Origin of the sequence: Azospirillum sp. TSH58, from assembly GCF_003119115.1 — a bacterium.
GTDB lineage: Bacteria > Pseudomonadota > Alphaproteobacteria > Azospirillales > Azospirillaceae > Azospirillum.
Genome location: NZ_CP022364.1, coordinates 1,807,305 through 1,824,187, shown reverse-complemented (window position 1 = coordinate 1,824,187; position 16,883 = coordinate 1,807,305). Strand labels below are relative to the sequence as shown.

General features: G+C 68.5%; 13 protein-coding genes. 10 read left to right on the top strand and 3 right to left on the bottom strand.

Translation table 11 applies throughout. The annotated features are described in order from the left end of the window. The first annotated feature begins 93 nt into the window (after window positions 1-93). From TSH58p_RS12100 to TSH58p_RS12090, 3 genes are all read left to right on the top strand, one after another. Entirely contained in the window at window positions 94-1,248 is a 1,155-nt protein-coding gene (locus tag TSH58p_RS12100) for an asparaginase (RefSeq protein WP_109071821.1), read from the top strand. Window positions 1,249-1,304: 56 nt separating this feature from the next. Beyond that, complete coding sequence (locus TSH58p_RS12095; RefSeq protein WP_109071820.1) at window positions 1,305-2,159, top strand: GyrI-like domain-containing protein; 855 nt, start codon at window positions 1,305-1,307, stop codon at window positions 2,157-2,159. A 448-nt stretch (window positions 2,160-2,607) separates the two neighbouring features. Then, window positions 2,608-3,846, top strand: coding sequence for a bifunctional 2-polyprenyl-6-hydroxyphenol methylase/3-demethylubiquinol 3-O-methyltransferase UbiG (locus TSH58p_RS12090; protein WP_109072683.1), 1,239 nt, complete (start codon window positions 2,608-2,610; stop codon window positions 3,844-3,846). 106 nt (window positions 3,847-3,952) lie between these two features. On the opposite strand, the gene TSH58p_RS12085 is transcribed toward TSH58p_RS12090, so the two are convergent. Then, entirely contained in the window at window positions 3,953-5,269 is a 1,317-nt protein-coding gene (locus tag TSH58p_RS12085) for an ammonium transporter (RefSeq protein WP_109072682.1), read from the bottom strand. A 548-nt stretch (window positions 5,270-5,817) separates the two neighbouring features. Here TSH58p_RS12085 and glgC point away from each other — a divergent pair. The 4 genes from glgC to TSH58p_RS12070 all read left to right on the top strand — a co-directional run bounded on the left by glgC (window position 5,818) and on the right by TSH58p_RS12070 (window position 11,198). Beyond that, entirely contained in the window at window positions 5,818-7,089 is a 1,272-nt protein-coding gene (glgC, locus tag TSH58p_RS12080) for a glucose-1-phosphate adenylyltransferase (RefSeq protein ID WP_109072681.1), read from the top strand. A 224-nt stretch (window positions 7,090-7,313) separates the two neighbouring features. Then, complete coding sequence (glgA, locus tag TSH58p_RS12075) at window positions 7,314-8,792, top strand: glycogen synthase GlgA (protein ID WP_109072680.1); 1,479 nt, start codon at window positions 7,314-7,316, stop codon at window positions 8,790-8,792. A gap of 403 nt (window positions 8,793-9,195) precedes the next feature. Beyond that, the gene (locus TSH58p_RS33110) at window positions 9,196-9,951 is read left to right on the top strand and encodes a glycosyltransferase family 2 protein (protein ID WP_162600036.1); all 756 of its coding nucleotides are present in this window, start codon (window positions 9,196-9,198) and stop codon (window positions 9,949-9,951) included. After that, on the top strand, window positions 9,948-11,198 hold the full coding sequence (locus TSH58p_RS12070; RefSeq protein ID WP_158282667.1) for a nucleotide sugar dehydrogenase: 1,251 nt from the start codon (window positions 9,948-9,950) through the stop codon (window positions 11,196-11,198). Before TSH58p_RS33110 ends, TSH58p_RS12070 begins: the two co-directional genes overlap by 4 nt. A 58-nt stretch (window positions 11,199-11,256) precedes the next feature. Here TSH58p_RS12070 and TSH58p_RS12065 read toward each other — a convergent pair whose 3' ends face one another. Continuing rightward, window positions 11,257-12,573 (bottom strand): FkbM family methyltransferase, encoded by a 1,317-nt coding sequence (locus TSH58p_RS12065; RefSeq protein WP_158282666.1) that lies wholly within the window; start codon window positions 12,571-12,573, stop codon window positions 11,257-11,259. A gap of 277 nt (window positions 12,574-12,850) precedes the next feature. On the opposite strand from TSH58p_RS12065, the gene lepA reads away from it, so the two are divergent. Next, complete coding sequence (gene lepA, locus TSH58p_RS12060; RefSeq protein WP_109072677.1) at window positions 12,851-14,653, top strand: translation elongation factor 4; 1,803 nt, start codon at window positions 12,851-12,853, stop codon at window positions 14,651-14,653. A gap of 164 nt (window positions 14,654-14,817) precedes the next feature. After that, the gene (locus TSH58p_RS12055; protein WP_109072676.1) at window positions 14,818-15,585 is read left to right on the top strand and encodes a hypothetical protein; all 768 of its coding nucleotides are present in this window, start codon (window positions 14,818-14,820) and stop codon (window positions 15,583-15,585) included. Between the two features lie 8 nt (window positions 15,586-15,593). On the opposite strand, the gene TSH58p_RS33105 is transcribed toward TSH58p_RS12055, so the two are convergent. Next, the gene (locus TSH58p_RS33105; protein WP_158282665.1) at window positions 15,594-15,752 is read right to left on the bottom strand and encodes a hypothetical protein; all 159 of its coding nucleotides are present in this window, start codon (window positions 15,750-15,752) and stop codon (window positions 15,594-15,596) included. Window positions 15,753-15,897: 145 nt separating this feature from the next. On the opposite strand from TSH58p_RS33105, the gene TSH58p_RS12050 reads away from it, so the two are divergent. Further along, window positions 15,898-16,806, top strand: a complete 909-nt coding sequence (locus TSH58p_RS12050) for a LysR substrate-binding domain-containing protein (protein ID WP_109072675.1) — start codon at window positions 15,898-15,900, stop codon at window positions 16,804-16,806. Window positions 16,807-16,883: the final 77 nt, after the last annotated feature.

Below are 16,883 nucleotides of genomic sequence, written 5' to 3'. Positions count from 1 at the left end.
GGCCGCGAATCGACCGCGAAACGGCCATGATCCGGCGGGTCCGACGGTGCGACACCTTGCCTCGCGACCCGGACAGAGGCAAGCTCTCCACCCATGAGCCACGACCATTCCTCCTGCTGCGGCGGCCACGGTGACCACCACGGCCACGCCGACCATCACAACTCCGCCGAGGGGCACAACTCCGCCGAGGGGCACAACTCCGCCGAGGGGCACACCCCCGCCGAGGGGCACGCCGACCTCTCCGGACCGCCGGAGGCGCCGATCCTCGTCGAGGTGACGCGCGGCGGCATGGTGGAATCCGTCCATCGCGGGCGCGCCTGCATCGTCGATTCCGACGGTCGTGTGCTGGCCCAGTGGGGCGACATCCAGGCGCCGGTCTACCCGCGCTCCGCCGTCAAGGCGATCCAGGCGATCCCGCTGGTCGAGACCGGCGCGCTCGACGCCTATGAGCTGGGCGACCAGGAGCTGGCGCTGGCCTGCTCCTCGCACCATGGCGAGATCCGCCACACCCGCATCGCCGAGGCCTGGATCAAGCGCATCGGCCTGACCGTGGACGATTACGAGTGCGGGGCGCATCTGCCGACCGACACCGAGACCGCCCACGAGATGATCCGCCACGGCGAGACGCCGACCGCCTTCCACAACAACTGCTCCGGCAAGCACGCCGGCTTCCTGACCACCGCCCTGCACAAGGGCGAGCCGACCAAGGGCTATGTCCGCTTCGACCACCCGGTGCAGCAGCGCATCCTCGGCGTGATGGAACAGATGACCGGCCAGGACCTGTCGCAGGCCCCCTGGGGCGTCGACGGCTGCGCCATCCCGACCATCGGCATCCCGCTGGGCGCCATCGCCTACGCCATGGCCCGCATCGGCGACCCGAAGGATCTGCCCGACTCCCGCGCCGAGGCGGTGGCCCGCATCCGCCGCGCCTGGCGGTCGCACCCGCACCTGATCGCCGGCAAGGACAGCTTCGACACCGGCATGATGCAGGCGGCGGGCGGTCTGGTCCTGGTCAAGGGCGGCGCCGAGGGCGTGGGCTGCGCCGTCCTGCCCAAGCAGGGGCTGGGCATCGCCCTGAAGATCGACGACGGCACCCCGCGCGCCCGCGAGGTCGCCCTGGCCGCCCTGATCCGCGCCACCAAGGTCCTGTCGGACGAGCAGTGGGCGCGGGCCGGCCAGCTCATCAACCAGCCGGTGACCAACCGCAACGGCCTGGAAGTCGGCGTGGTCCGCCCGGCGGAGGGCTGAAGGTCCGCAAGCGCGATCAAGCGGCCCCCGGCTAGAGTGTCGGGCATGGAGGACCCATGACCAAGCCCGACACCCTGCTGGACTACGGCCGCCGCATCGAGCGTGTCATCGACCACATCGCCGCCCATCTGGACGAGCCGCTGGAGTTGGAGCGGCTGGCCGCCGTCGCCTGCTTCTCGCCCTATCATTTCCACCGCATCTACCGCGCCATGGCGGGGGAAACGGTGGCGGACACGCTGCGCCGGCTGCGCCTGCACCGCGCCGCGGGGGATCTGGTGCAGGGCGGCAGCGACGGCATGGCGCAGGTCGCGCGGCGAGCCGGCTACGGCAGCGTGGAGGCGTTCACCCGCGCCTTCGGGCAGGTCTACGGCCTGAGCCCCGGCGCCTACCGGCGGCAAGGCCGCCTGGTTCCTCCACCCGATCAACGACCGGACGAGGAGCGAAACATGCACGACGTCACCATCCGCGACCTGCCGCCGCTGCGTCTTGCGGCCATGGCCCACAGCGGCCCCTACATGGACATCGGCACGGTCTTCGAGCGGCTGTACGCCTGGGCCGCGGCCCGTGGGCTGATGGGGCCGCGGGTGCGCGCCTTCGCGGTCTATTACGACGACCCGGAATCCGTTCCCGCCGACCAACTCCGCTCCGAAGCGGCCTTGCTGCTCGACGGACCGATCCCCGAGGACGGCGCCGTCCATGCCCTGGAGGTCGCCGGGGGCCGCCACGCCGTGCTGGTCCACAAGGGTCCCTATGCGGAGCTGGAACGCCCCTACCGCTGGCTCTACCGCGACTGGCTGCCATCGAGCGGCCACGCGCCGGCCGACCGCCCCTGTGTCGAGGAGTATCTGAACAATCCCCGCGCCCTTCCCCCCGAGGAGTGGCTGACCGAGATCCGGTTGCCTTTGGCGTGATGCCGAAGGCGTTTGATGGCTTCCATCAAACGCCTTCAGTTCAAACCCGACAGCACATGGCGCAGCCATGTGCGAAAGGGTCATACGGCCGGCAGGGCTCCGAACTCAGGTGAACAACGCCAATCGAGACGACGCTCATTCCTTCTCCCCCCCTGGGAGAAGGTTAGGATGAGGGGGCGGCCGAAGGCCGGATCAGCCCTGCAAAGCGGCGGCGTTTCCCCCTCACCGGCCCTCCGGGCCACCCTCTCCCCGGAGGGGAGAGGGTTATTCGATGCAGGGCGAGCCGAACATGAACCTGAGTTCGGAGCCCTGATACGGCCGGCCGATCATGGACCTGTTCATGCGCTGGCCGTCTGAGAGGCGGTGGGGAGGCCTTCCTCCCCACCCCCAAGCCCGTTCCATTGATGCTATGGTCCGGCACCCGTCCACCTGACCGGTTGCCCGATCCATGAGCATCGACACCCTGCGCGCCCAGTACGAAGCCTTCCCCTATCCCGCGCGCAACCCCGCCGACGAGACGAAGCGCCTGATCACCGGATCGCCCAGCCATCTGGACGAGGTGAACCACAACGTCTTCGGCGGGCGCCTCGACCACGCCAAGCCCCTCAGGGTGCTGGTGGCCGGCGGCGGAACCGGCGACGGGACGATCATGATCGCCCAGCAGATGGCCGACGCCGGCAATCCGGGGCGCGTCACCTACCTCGACCTCTCCGACGCCGCGCGGGGCGTCGCCGAGGCGCGGGCCAAGGCGCGCGGACTGACCAACATCGACTTCCGCCGCGGCTCGCTTCTCGACCTCGGCGGGCTGTTGGAGGAGGGGGGGCCGTTCGACTACATAGACTGCTGCGGCGTGCTGCACCATCTGGACGAGCCGGCGGCGGGCATCCGCTCGCTGGCCGGGGCCTTGAAGCCCGGCGGCGGGATCGGGCTGATGGTCTACGCGCCGTACGGGCGCACCGGCGTCTATCCCATGCAGGCGGCGCTGCGCACCATCGCGGCGGACCTGCCGCCGAAGGAGCAGGTGGCGCTGGCCCGCCGGCTGATCGAGCGTCTGCCGACGTCCAACTGGCTGCTGCGCAACCCCTTCATCAACGACCACAAACAGGCCGACGCCGACCTCTACGACCTGCTGCTGCACTCCTGCGACCGGCCCTTCACCGTGCCGGAGCTGGCGGAGCTGGCCGCGGCGGGCGGTCTCGCCGTCGCAGCACTGGTGGACCCCTACCGCTACGACCCCGCCGTCTGGGTGAAGGACCCCCGCGTGCTGAAGCGGCTGGACGGGCTGTCGCGGCTGGAGCGCGCCGCCTGGGCCGAGCAGGTCACCGGCAGCATGACCAAGCACATCGCCTATCTCGTCCGTCCCGAGGACGCGGAGGGCGCCGTCGCCCGACCGGACGGGCCGGAGGTGGTGCCGGTGCTGCGCGACCTCGACGGCGCCGCGGTGGCCAAGGGCCTGCCCCCCGGCGGCGTTCTGGAGGCCGAGCTGATGGGTGCCGTCGTCCCCCTGCCCCTGCCCCGTCTGGCCGGGCCGATCCTGGCGCGGGTGGACGGGCGGACCAGCCTGGGCGCCATCCATCAGGCGGTGGCGGAGAAGGCCGGCCCGCTGGCCTGGGACGCCTTCCTGGCGCAGTTCGCCCAGCTTTTCGCGGCGCTGAACGGCGTCGGCAAGATGTATCTGCGCCGCTGAGCGCGTCACGGCTTCCGACGTCGGGGCTCCAAAATGAAAAATCCGCCGCCGGGAGGCCCCGGCGGCGGAAGTTCATGGAGGAAACAACCAGACTGCAAAAGGGTGCTTAGTGGATGGTCTCGCCGTGCAGGGCGAGGTCCAGGCCGTCGCGCTCGACGTCCTCGTCGACGCGCAGGCCCATCACCACGTCGATGACCTTCAGGATGATGAAGGAGCCGACCGCCGAGTAGGCGATGGTGGCGAGGATGCCGTAGACCTGCGTCCAGATCTGGCCGACGTTGCCTTCCAGGGCGCCGGCGGTGCCGCCGATGGCTTCCTGGGCGAAGACGCCGGTCAGGATGGCGCCGACGATGCCGCCCACGCCGTGCACGCCGAAGGCGTCCAGCGAGTCGTCATAGCCGAGGGCGCGCTTCAGGCCGGTGGCGCCCCAGTAGCAGACCACGCCGGAGACCAGACCGATGACCAGGGCGCCGGTCGGACCGACGAAGCCCGAGGCCGGGGTGATGGCGACCAGACCGGCGACGGCGCCGGAGATGATGCCGAGGACCGAGGGCTTGCCCTTGGTGGCCCACTCGACCAGCAGCCAGGACATGGCGGCGGTGGCGGCGGCGATCTGCGTGACCAGCATGGCCATGCCCGCACGGCCGTCGGCGGCCACGGCGGAACCCGCGTTGAAGCCGAACCAGCCGACCCACAGCATCGAGGCGCCGATCAGGCTGAGCACGAGGTTGTGCGGAGCGAAGTTCTCGTTCGGGTAGCCCTTGCGCTTGCCCAGCACGAGGGCGGCGACGAGACCGGCCACGCCCGCGTTGATGTGCACCACGGTGCCGCCGGCGTAGTCGAGCACGCCGTCACCCGCCAGATAGCCGCCCGGACCCCAGACCCAGTGGGTGATCGGCGCGTAGACGATCAGCGACCACAGGCCCGTGAAGACCAGCATCGAGGAGAACTTCATGCGGTCGGCGAAGGCGCCGGTGATCAGGGCCGGCGTGATGATGGCGAAGGTCATCTGGAAGACGACGAAGACCGTCTCCGGAATGACGCCCGTCAGGCTGTCCTTGGTGATGCCCGCCAGCATGAACTTGGACAGGCTGCCGAAATACGGGGTGCCCTCGGTGAAGGCGATGCTGTAACCGGCGAAGAACCACAGGATGCTGACCAGGCAGCAGATCGCGAAGCTCTGCATCACGACCGACAGCACGTTCATCTTGCGGACCATGCCGCCGTAGAACAGCGCCAGACCCGGAATGGTCATGAACAGAACCAGCGCCGTGGCGACCAGCATCCAAGCCGTGTCGCCGCTGCTCAGGGTGGGTTCGGCCGCGGCGGCGGCCGCTTCCTGGGCGAGGGCGGCGGCAGGCAGACCGGCCAAGCCCAGAATCGCCGCCATCGTCGGCGCGGCGAGGGTGAAGAGACGGCTCATCGAGGCTCCTCTTTATTCGAATGCTTCTGGCCCGTTTCGCCCCGTCCCCGGTACAGACGGGGCGGCGGGAGGGGGCCGTGTACGCCGAATTGTCTTCAAGAAGCGTGCCAACCCAAAAGGGCTAGGAATCGCGGTGGTTGCGGCCTTTCGGATGACCGCAAGGCAGCATAGGCCCCGAGTCGCGGACCTATGCTGCTCAGAAATTGAGCAGAAAATCGGAGCACCCAAAGCCTTGCAGTGCAGCGTGATTCGTCCGTGGATTGTGGGCCGGCTGCCGCCCGTTCGGGCGCTGCGCGCTCGTTTCCCGCGCGCTTGCCTGCTTTTTGTGCACAAAGATGCGCCCGAATTCCGCACAACCGTTGGGCAGCCCCCTCTATTTCCGGCCTGTTCCCCTCGGCCTATTGGCCCGCCCCGGTGAAATGTGGCACGGTCACGCTCTCAACCGGCGGAGCCGGACGGGGCCGGCGACAAGCGGTCCCCGCCCGAACCGGTCCGCCGGACGCTTCCGGATGGCCGACAGCAAAAAAGAGAACCGAAAGGGGAGACACATGCTCGACAAACGGGATCTGCGGCTGGCGCCGCGCCGCGCCGTGGCCCTCGTCCTGGCCGGTGGCCGGGGCAGCCGGCTGAAGCAGCTGACCGACCGTCGCGCCAAGCCGGCCACCTATTTCGGGGGCAAGTTCCGGATCATCGACTTCGCCCTGTCGAACTGCATCAATTCGGGCTTCCGCCGCATCGGCGTGCTGACGCAGTACAAGTCGCACAGCCTGCTGCGCCACCTGCAGCGCGGCTGGAACTTCTTCCGCGGCGAGATGAACGAGTTCTGCGACCTGCTGCCGGCCCAGCAGCGCATCAGCGAGACCGCCTGGTACCAGGGCACCGCCGACGCGGTGTACCAGAACCTCGACATCCTGCGCGACCACGAGCCGGAATACATCCTGATCCTGGCCGGCGACCACATCTACAAGATGGATTACGGCGCGCTGCTGCTCGATCACATCGCCAAGAAGGCCGACGTGACGATCCCCTGCATCCAGGTGCCGCGCGCCCAGGCCACCGGCTTCGGCGTGATGCATGTGGACGAGACGCAGCGCGTCATCGACTTCGTCGAGAAGCCCGCCGACCCGCCGCCGATGCCGGGCAACCCGGACAAGTCGCTGGCCAGCATGGGCATCTACGTCTTCAACGCGCAGTTCCTCTACGACCAGCTGGAGCGCGACTTCAACGAGCCCGGCTCGTCGCGCGACTTCGGCAAGGACATCATCCCGCATCTGGTGACCAGCGGGGCGCGGGTGATGGCCCACGACTTCGCCGATTCGGCCATCCTGAACGGCCATGAGTCCGAGCCCTACTGGCGCGACGTCGGCACCATCGACGCCTATTGGGAGGCCAACCTCGACCTCTGCCACGTCACGCCGCAGCTCAACATGTACGACCGCGAGTGGCCGATCTTCACCTACCAGGAGCAGCTTCCCCCGGCGAAGTTCGTCTTCGACGACGAGAACCGGCGCGGCATGGCGGTGGACAGCCTGGTGTCGGGCGGCTGCATCATCTCCGGCTCGCTGGTGAAGAACTCGCTGCTGTTCAGCGAGGTGCGCGTCAACTCCTTCAGCGAGCTGCATCAGGCGGTGGTCCTGCCGGATTGCGACATCGGCCGCCACTGCCGCCTGACCAAGGTGGTGATCGACCGCGGCGTGGTGATCCCCGAGGGGCTGGTCGTCGGCGAGGACCCGGAGCTGGACGCCAAGCGCTTCCACCGCAGCGAGGGCGGCGTCTGCCTGATCACCCAGGACATGATCGACCGTCTGCCCAAGGACTGACGATAAATCCCCTCTCCTCTCCGCTCACGCGCAAACGAAGTTTGCGCTGACGCGACAGGCGGACCTTTGGTCCGCCGAAAGCGGGGAGAGGGTTAGGGTGAGGGGGGCCTGCGCCGCCTGCGCGTCCGGTCCCTCGACATCCCCCTCACCCCGCCCCTCTCCCCGGAGGGGAGAGGGAGAGAGGATGGACCAAGACCAAGAAGAAACGGAAAGACCCCGCCTCCATGCGCGTCCTGTTCGTCACGCCGGAATGCTACCCCCTGGTGAAGACCGGCGGGCTGGCCGACGTTTCCGCCGCCCTGCCCCCCGCCCTGAACCGCGCCGGAGCCGAGGTCCGCCTGCTGCTGCCCGGCTATCCGGCGGTGCTGAACGGGCTGAGCGACCTGCAGCCGGTCGGCAAGCCGCTCAACGACCTGCCCGGCGGCGCCCCGGCGACGCTGCGCATCGGACGGATGCCGGACGGCGTGCTGGCCTATGTGCTGGACGCGCCGGCGCTCTACGACCGGCCCGGCAACCCCTATCTGGGGCCGGACGGCAAGGACTGGCCCGACAACGCGGAGCGCTTCGCCGCCCTGTCCTGGTGCGCCGCCGGCTTCGCGGCGGAGGACGGCCTCGATCCCTGGTGGCGTCCCGACGTGCTTCACGGGCACGACTGGCAGACCGGCCTGATCCCGGCCTATCTGGAGCTGCGTCCCGACCGCTTTGCCGGGCCGTTCCGTCCGGGCACGGTGACGACGATCCACAACATCGCCTACCAGGGCCTGTTCGGCGCCTGGATGATGAGCGACCTCGGCCTGCCGTCGGCCGCCTTCCGGATCGACGGGGTGGAGTATTACGGCGGCGTCGGCTTCCTGAAGGCCGGCTGCTTCTATTCCGACCGCCTGACCACGGTCAGCCCGACCTACGCCCACGAGATCCAGACGGCGGAGCACGGCGCGGGGCTGGAGGGGCTGCTCGCCACGCGGGCGGAGGCTTTGACCGGCATCCTGAACGGCGTGGATTACGAGATCTGGGACCCCGCCGCCGACCCGCACATCGCCGCCCGTTACGGCGCCGCCGACCTTGGCGGCAAGGACCTGTGCAAGGCCGACCTCCAGGCGACCTTCGGCCTGGACCGCCGGGCGGACGCCCCGCTGGCCGCGGTGGTCAGCCGCCTGACCGGCCACAAGGGGCTGGATCTGGTGCTGGAGGCCGCGTCGCAATGGATCGCCTGGGGCGGCCAGCTCGCCGTACTCGGCAGCGGCGAACCGGCGCTGGAGGCCGGCTTCCGCCACCTCGCCACTTGGTACCCGAAGTCGGTCGGCGTGCGCATCGGCTATGACGAGGCGCTGTCCCACCGCATCCAGGCCGGCGCCGACCTGTTCCTGGTGCCGTCGCGGTCGGAGCCCTGCGGCCTGACCCAGATGTACGCGCTGAAGTACGGCACCCTGCCGCTGGTCCGCCGCACCGGGGGCTTGGCCGACACCATCGTGGACGCCAACCCGGCGGCGGTGAACGACGGCAGCGCGACGGGCTTCCAGTTCGTCAACGCCACCGTCCAGGAGTTGACCTGGTCGCTGCGCCGCGCCGCCACCCTCTACCGCAAGCCCGAGCGCTGGCACGCCATGCAGCAGCATGCGATGACCCGCGACTTCGGCTGGCACGGCCCGGCGGAGGAGTACATGGAGCTGTACCGCGCGGTGGCGCCGGTTCTGGTGGGGTGACGGAGCGTTCAAGGGACGGGGGAGAATGGGCAAGACGCCACAGCGCGCTTTCCCGGTTGGTTGAGGATCGGTGACGCCGGATCGCGTCGGCCGCGGTCCGAGCCGAGCCGCGCTTCAGCCGCCTGAGCCGACGAAGCGACAGAGCGCGTGACATCGCCAGGAAGGCATAAAACCCGCCACGCTTTCCCTTCCCGGTTGGGACATCCCTGGTCTATTGTGCGTTCCAAGGAACCTGCATTGGATCACACCCTAAGGTCGTCGGGCCGCTCGCAACCTCATTCAACCATAGGGCGAGCCACTCCCTTCCATCCAAACGTCGGTCCTTGCATGAAACAGCAGAACGTTGCCGGAAAATTTAACTGACCCTGGCAACAGCGACATCTGGGACGGTCCTATGCGGCTTTTGAATTATTCTCTCCTTTGTCCCACCCGCGGGCGGCCGGATGGGCTGCAGCGGCTGATCGAAAGCGTCGCCGCGACCGCGGGGGCGGTGGAACGGGTCGAAGTCCTGGCCTATGTCGACTCCGACGACCCCGCTTTGCCCGACTACAAACGGATGTTCGAGGCGCTGGCCGAAGTCGGAGTCGAATTGCGCCGCTTCACGGCGCTGGTCGGCCCCCCGAAAAGCGTCTCCCTCTCCTGGAACGACCTCGCCGCCTCCTGCACCGGCGATGTCCTGATGATGGCCAACGACGATCAGGTCTATGTCCAGTCAGGATGGGACCATCGCCTGGACCAGGAAATCGCCAAGTTCCCCGACGACGTTTACTGCATGTGGTTCGAGGACGGCATCAATGGCGAGAATCATTGCGCCTTTCCCATCGTCAGCCGCCGCTGGTACGAGACCCTCGGCTATTTCACCCCCGGCGTCTTCGAGTTCATCGCCAACGACACCTGGATCATGGACGTGGCCAAGCGGGTCGAGCGGCTGCATTTCATCAGCGACGTGACGGTGGAGCATCGCCACTTCTCCGTCGGGAAATCGGAACTCGACGAAACCTACCTGCGCCATCGGTCGGGGGAGAACCGCGAGAGGATCGCCCGCGACATGCTGATACTGGATCGGACGGGGCCGGTGCGGCAGCGCGACGCCGACCGGCTCGCGGCCATCATCCGTTCCAGCGGCAACAGTCCGGTCGAAACGGGAGAAGCCCGATGAGGATCGGCGTGATCGGCCTGGGCAAGCTGGGCCTGCCCTGCGCGGTGGCGATGGCGCTGAAGGGCCATGACGTGATGGGATTCGACGTCCGTCCCGACGTGATGAACAAGGGGCGGCGCTCCTACACCGAAACCGGTCCGGACGGCTGCGAACCGTTCGATCCCTATCTCGAAACAAGCACCTTGCGGTTCGGAACGCTGGAGGAGGTCGTCAACCACGCCGACCTTCTTTTCATCGCGGTTCAGACCCCCCACGATCCCCTGTACGAAGGGATCACGCGCCTTCCCGACAGCCGGACCGATTTCCACTACGAGCATCTGGTGGCCGCCTGCCGCGACGTGGCGCGGGTGGCGTCGCGCGACACGGTGGTCGTCATCATCTCCACCGTCCTGCCGGGGACCATCCGCCGCCATGTCCTGCCCGTCCTGACGCCCCGCATCAAGCTCTGCTACAATCCGTTCTTCATCGCCATGGGCACGACCATGCGCGACTTTCTCCAACCGGAGTTCGTTCTCTTCGGCCGCCACGATCGCGAAGCCGCCTCGCTCGCCGAAACGTTCTACCGCACCATCACGGACGCTCCGTTCTACGCCACCGCCCTCGAGAACGCCGAACTGATCAAGGTGTCCTACAACACCTTCATCGGCATGAAGATCGCCTTCGCCAACACGATGATGGAGGTGTGCCACAAGTTGCCGGGGACCGACGTGGACGCGGTGACGGACTGTCTGGCGTTGGCGTCCCGGCGGCTGATCAGCCCAAGCTACCTGAGGGGCGGCATGGGCGACGGCGGCGGATGCCACCCCCGCGACAACATCGCCATGTCCTGGCTGGCGCGCGAGCTGGATCTCAGCTTCGACACTTTCGACGCCGTCATGAGGTCGCGCGAGAAGCAAACCGAATGGCTTGCCGACCTGATGTGCGCCCATGAGCCGCCCAAGGTGATCCTGGGCTGGGCGTTCAAGTCCGACTGCGACATGGCCACGGGCAGCCCGGCCCTGCTGTTGCGCGCAATCCTGGAGGAGCGGGGCGTTCCGGTCACCTTGATCGACCCCCACATGGACTCCGCTCCTCTCGTCGAGGACGAGTTGCCCGTCGCCACCTACCTGATCGGGGCGAAGCACAGCGTCTTTGCCAGTCTGCGCTTTCCGGCGGGCTCGGTGGTCCTTGATCCCTGGCGCTACATCCCAACCGATCAGGACGGCGTCCGCGTCATCCCGGTGGGAGTCGGGCCGGACATCCCGTGATCCCCGTCCGGCGGCCGCGCCGGCGATGCGAGGCCGCCCCGCCCCCGGCCGGGCGGCTTCACACCGGCACGGCCGCGCAGTTCGAGGCGTCGGCGCACGGGAATTCCTTGGCGATGCGGTAACCGTTCCGTCCGGCCCAATCGAAAAAGGCGTTCCTGTTGGCGTTCCCGACCTCGATGAACAGGATGGGCCGGTGGAGGGCGATCGTGTTCCGGGCGCCGGACAGCGCGTCCATCTCCATGCCCTCGGCGTTGATCTTGATGAAGTCGACGCGCTCCTGGACGAGATCGTCGATGGGGTGGACGGCGACGCGCCCGCCCTCCGCCGGGACGAGGCGTGCCGCCCCCAGGTTGGCCTCATCGGCGATGCACAGGTCGAAGGAGCCGGCACGCTCCCCGACGCCGCACTCCAGGACGGTGACCGTCGCCGGGTCGAGCCGGTTGATTTCCACGTTCTTCTTCAGGAAATGCAGGGCCGCCGGGTTGGGCTCGACCGCGATGATGCGGCGCGGCGCCATGAACAGGCCGTAATAGACGACGTGGTTCCCGACATTGGCGCCGATCTCCAGGATCGACGATCCGGCGGGCACGAGACCCCGCAGATAGTCCAGCTCCTCCTGCTCGAAGAACACGCGGCGCAGGTAATTGCGGTGGATCATGTCGAACGGGTTGGCGATGGCGAAGCCGACCTTCACCCCGGACACCACGAAGTTGATCACGATGGGGTGGTTCCGGAAGAACGCGCCGAACACCCGCGTCACGGCCTGGCGCCACCCGCCGCCGTCGGCCGAGCGCGGCCCGGTGGAGTGGGCGCCGCGCCGGTTGATGAAGAGCGGCTGCCCGATCTTGCAGCATCGGTGCGTCCGCCAGAGCTCCAGGTAGTATTTGAAGTCCTCGCCGGTATCCATGGCCTCGTCGAACGGGATGGATCGCGCCACGCGCGCGCGGACAAAATGCCCCATCTGCAGCGTCAGATACGGGTCGTTCAGGAGGATGTCGCTCAGAAGGGTGGTCGCCCCCACCTGCCTTTCGCGCAACGCCACGGCGTCCGACCCGAACCACTGCTCGGCGATCATCCCGAACACGGCGTCGAAGTCCGCAACACGGTCGCGGACCGCCGCAAAACAGTTCCGATCCATCAGATCGTCGGCGTCCAGGAAGAAGACCCACTCCGCGTCGTGCTGGATGGCGTGCTCGACGCCGAAATTCCGGCACCGCGAACGGCCGATCGCACCGTCCGGGTCGGGGATGCGCAGGATCATCACGTCCGAAAAGGGTCCTTGGTCGGCCCGGAACGCCGCCTCGACGGAGGCTGCCGCTTCCTCGGACAACCCATCGTGCCCCGGCCCCACCGGGATGATCACCGCGCATTTCATGAATGACCTCCCAAGGCGGCGCTTCGCGCCGCCATAGTCCATGGCCGGCGCGGGACGGTAAAGGGAAAAGGCCGGACGCCGCACCGTGCCCCGGGCGGCACCGCCCACGGCCGGCGCGCGGCATGGTTGTCGCGCGGCGGACCATGGGAAGGGGCGCGAGAGGAGCCGCGCCGCAAGCCGCGACCGACGTCGGCCGAAGCCGGGCCGTCACCCTTCTCCATTGCGCGCATCGTCCGTCCGCCCTATGTTCCGCCCCAAACCAGGGCTCCGGGCACCGATGACTGACCTTTCGCACATCCGCAATTTCTCGATCATCGCGCACATCGACCACGGCAAGTCGACCCTTGCCGACCGTCTGATCCAGCAGTGCGGCGGCCTCGATTCGCGCGAGATGCGCGAACAGGTGCTCGACAGCATGGACATCGAGCGCGAGCGCGGCATCACCATCAAGGCGCAGACCGTCCGCCTGCTCTACAAGGCCAAGGACGGGCAGCAGTACACGCTGAACCTGATGGACACGCCGGGCCACGTCGACTTCGCCTACGAGGTCAGCCGCAGCCTCGCCGCCTGCGAGGGCTCGATCCTGGTGGTGGACGCCTCGCAGGGTGTGGAGGCGCAGACGCTCGCCAACGTCTATCAGGCGATCGACAACAACCACGAGATCATCCCGGTCCTCAACAAGATCGATCTTCCGGCGGCGGAGCCCGACCGCGTCAAGCAGCAGATCGAGGACGTGATCGGCCTGGACGCCACCGACGCCGTGGAGATTTCGGCCAAGACCGGCCTGAACATCGACGCCGTTCTGGAAGCCGTGGTGCAGCGCCTGCCCGCGCCCAAGGGCAACGCCGACGGCGAGCTGAAGGCCCTGCTGGTTGATTCCTGGTACGACCCCTATCTCGGCGTGGTCATCCTGGTGCGCGTGGTGGACGGCCGGCTGAAGGTGAACCAGAAGGTCCGCTTCATGGCTGCCGGCAGCGCGCACGAGGTCGACCGCGTCGGCGTCTTCACCCCGAAGGCGCTGCTGACCGGCGAGCTGGGGCCGGGCGAGATGGGCTTCATCACCGCCGCCATCAAGGACATCACGCTGACCAAGGTCGGCGACACCATCACCGAGGACCGCCGCCCGGCGGCGGAGCCGCTGGCCGGCTTCAAGCCCTCCATCCCCGTGGTGTGGTGCGGCCTGTTCCCGGTCGACGCCGCCGACTTCGAGCGGCTGCGCGACAGCCTGGGCAAGCTGAAGCTGAACGACGCCAGCTTCCACTATGAGGCGGAGACGTCGGCGGCGCTGGGCTTCGGCTTCCGCTGCGGCTTCCTCGGCCTGCTGCATCTGGAGATCATCCAGGAGCGGCTGGAGCGCGAGTTCAACCTCGACCTGATCACCACCGCGCCGTCGGTGGTCTACAAGCTGCACATGACCGACGGCACGGTGATGGATCTGCACAACCCGGCCGACATGCCGGACGTGATGAAGATCGACCGCATCGACGAGCCGTGGATCAAGGCCACCATCATGCTGCCCGACGAATATCTGGGCGGCATCCTCCAGCTCTGCACCGAGCGGCGCGGCCAGCAGATCGAGCTGACCTACGCCGGCGCCCGCGCCATGCTGGTCTACCGGCTGCCGCTGAACGAGGTGGTCTTCGACTTCTACGACCGGCTGAAGTCGATCAGCCGCGGCTACGCCAGCTTCGACTACCAGATGGACAGCTACGAGGAAGGCGACCTCGTCAAGATGTCGATCCTGGTGAACGCCGAGCCGGTGGACGCCCTGTCGATGATCGTCCACCGCTCCCAGTCGGAGCGCCGCGGCCGCCAGCTCTGCGAGCGGCTGAAGGAGCTGATCCCGCGCCAGCTCTTCAAGATTGCCGTGCAGGCCGCCATCGGCGGCAAGATCATCGCCCGCGAGAGCATCGGCGCGCTGCGCAAGGACGTGACGGCCAAGTGCTACGGCGGCGACATCAGCCGCAAGCGCAAGCTGCTGGACAAGCAGAAGGAAGGCAAGAAGCGCATGCGCCAGTTCGGCCAGGTCGAAATCCCGCAGAGCGCCTTCATCGCCGCCCTCAAGATGGGCGACGAGTGAGCCCCGGCGGCACGGCCGTGTGATGGAAAGCGGGTCCGGAAAGACCCGCTTTCTTTTTGTCCACGCATCCCGGAGCCCACAAAAAGTCGAATGACTCGCCGCGCGGAATCGCCTATCACCCGGACAGGCTTCCAAACGGATGATGTCCTGTGACGCGCACTGTCATGTTTGGCCTGCCCGCCGCCGCCCTGGTCGTCGGCATTCTCGCAGGCTGCACCCCGAACTACTCCCCCAACACCTACGCCGCCACCGCGACCCAGCAGGCGAACAAGGTGGAGCGGGCGGTCGTCATCGGATTCCGTCAGGTCAAGATCAGCACCAGCGGCACCGTCGGCGCCGTCACCGGCGGGGCCGCGGGCGGCGTGCTCGGCTCGCAGTCCGGCACCTTCGGCATCAATTCGGCGCTGGGCGCGGTCGGCGGCACCGCCATCGGCGGGCTGATCGGCACCTCGATCGAGCATGTGACCGGCGACACCACGGGCTGGGAATACATCGTCCGCAAGCCGGACGGCGAGCTTCTGTCGGTCACCCAGCGGGAAGAGAAGCCCATCGAGATCGGGCAGAAGGTGCTGGTCATCGCCGGCAGCCAGGCCCGCATCGTCGCGGACTATTCCACGGACCCGGAGCCCGCCCCCGCCGCGAAGGACGCGGTGAAGGAAGCGGCCAAGGAAAACCCCAAAAGCGAGGCCAAGCCCGCCGAGGCCATCGAGGCGAAGGAGCTTCCCGCCCCCACCCCGGCGGAAACCACCCCCTTGGAGACCCCAGTGGAGCCCCCTGTGGAGACCCCTGTGGAAGCTCCGGCGGCCTCGGCTCCCGACAGCGCCGGGCCGGCGCCCATCCGCCTCACGCCGCCCGCGGCACCGGCTGCCGAGCCGGCGCCGGCCGCCGAGGCCCCGGCGGACAAGCCCGCCGATGGCGCGCCCGCCACCTGACCCGGCGCTCACGCCGCCAGGATCGTCAGCAGCAGCACCGGCAGCGCCGGCATCCGGGGCAGACGGAAGCGCCGCGGCGGCGTCACCGCCGCCGGGCGGCGCTCCTCCCTGCGGTCCAGCCGTCCGGCCTCCAGCACCACCGTCGTCATCGCCTCGAACACGCCCATCGCCATTCCCTCCGTCGCGTTGGAGGGCACCCTGCGCCCGCGTGGAAAATCTTGGAAACGAATAGGTTTTATGAGGTTCATTACAGATCGTGATGGTCCTTCCGCGCGTTGAACCCGCGCGCCCTCTCTGCTTGAATGCGTGACCATGCCGGCCAACCTCGACACCGACCTTCTGCGCGCCTTCGTCGCCGTCGCCGACGCGCGCAGCTTCACCCGTGCCGGCGACACGCTGGGCCGCACCCAGGCCGCCGTCAGCCAGCAGGTCCGCCGGTTGGAGGATGTGGTGGGCACCCGCGTCTTCCAGCGCGACACCAAGAGCGTCCACCTGACCCGGGAAGGCGAGCTTCTGCTGACCTACGCGCGGCGGATGCTGACCCTGAACGACGAGGTTCTGGCCCTGATGCGCCGGCCCGCCACGGTGGCCAGCGTGCGCATCGGCACGCCGGACGACTACGCCACCATGCTGCTGCCCGGCGTGCTGGCCCGCTTCGCCGCCGCCTATCCCGACGTGCCGGTGGAGGTGATCTGCGACAACAGCCCCGATCTGGTGGCGGAGATCGACAAGGGCCGCTACGACCTCGCGCTCGTCACCCGCCACCCCGACAGCCGCAGCGGCGAGCTGGTCCGGCGGGAACCGGTGGCGTGGGTCGCCCCGCCGCGCTCCACCGCGCCCGGCGCCACCCCCATCGAGCGCGAGGACCCGCTGCCGCTGGCCCTGTTCCCCAAGGGCTGCGTGGTGCGCGACCTCGCCGTGGCGGCACTGGAGGGAATCGGGCGCGGCTGGCGCGTCGCCTTCATCAGCAAGAGCGTGGTGGCGGTGCACGGCGCCGTGCTGGGCGGGCTGGGGGTCACCGCCATGGAGGAGTGCACGGTCCCGCCCAGCCTGCGCCGGCTGACCGCGGCGGACGGCTTCCCCGACCTGCCGGACATTGACATCGCGCTGCACCGTGCCCCCGGCATGGCCGCCAAGCCGGTCCGCCTGCTGGCCGAGGCGATCCACGATCTGGTGGGCGGCGGCCGGGACGGGGGCCAGGGTGGCGATCGCGCGGCCTGACCGGCCCTGCCGTTCCGTGACAACCGTTCCGTAACGGCCGTTTCGTGACATCCGCGCCGGCGCGCGCGCGCCGGGTT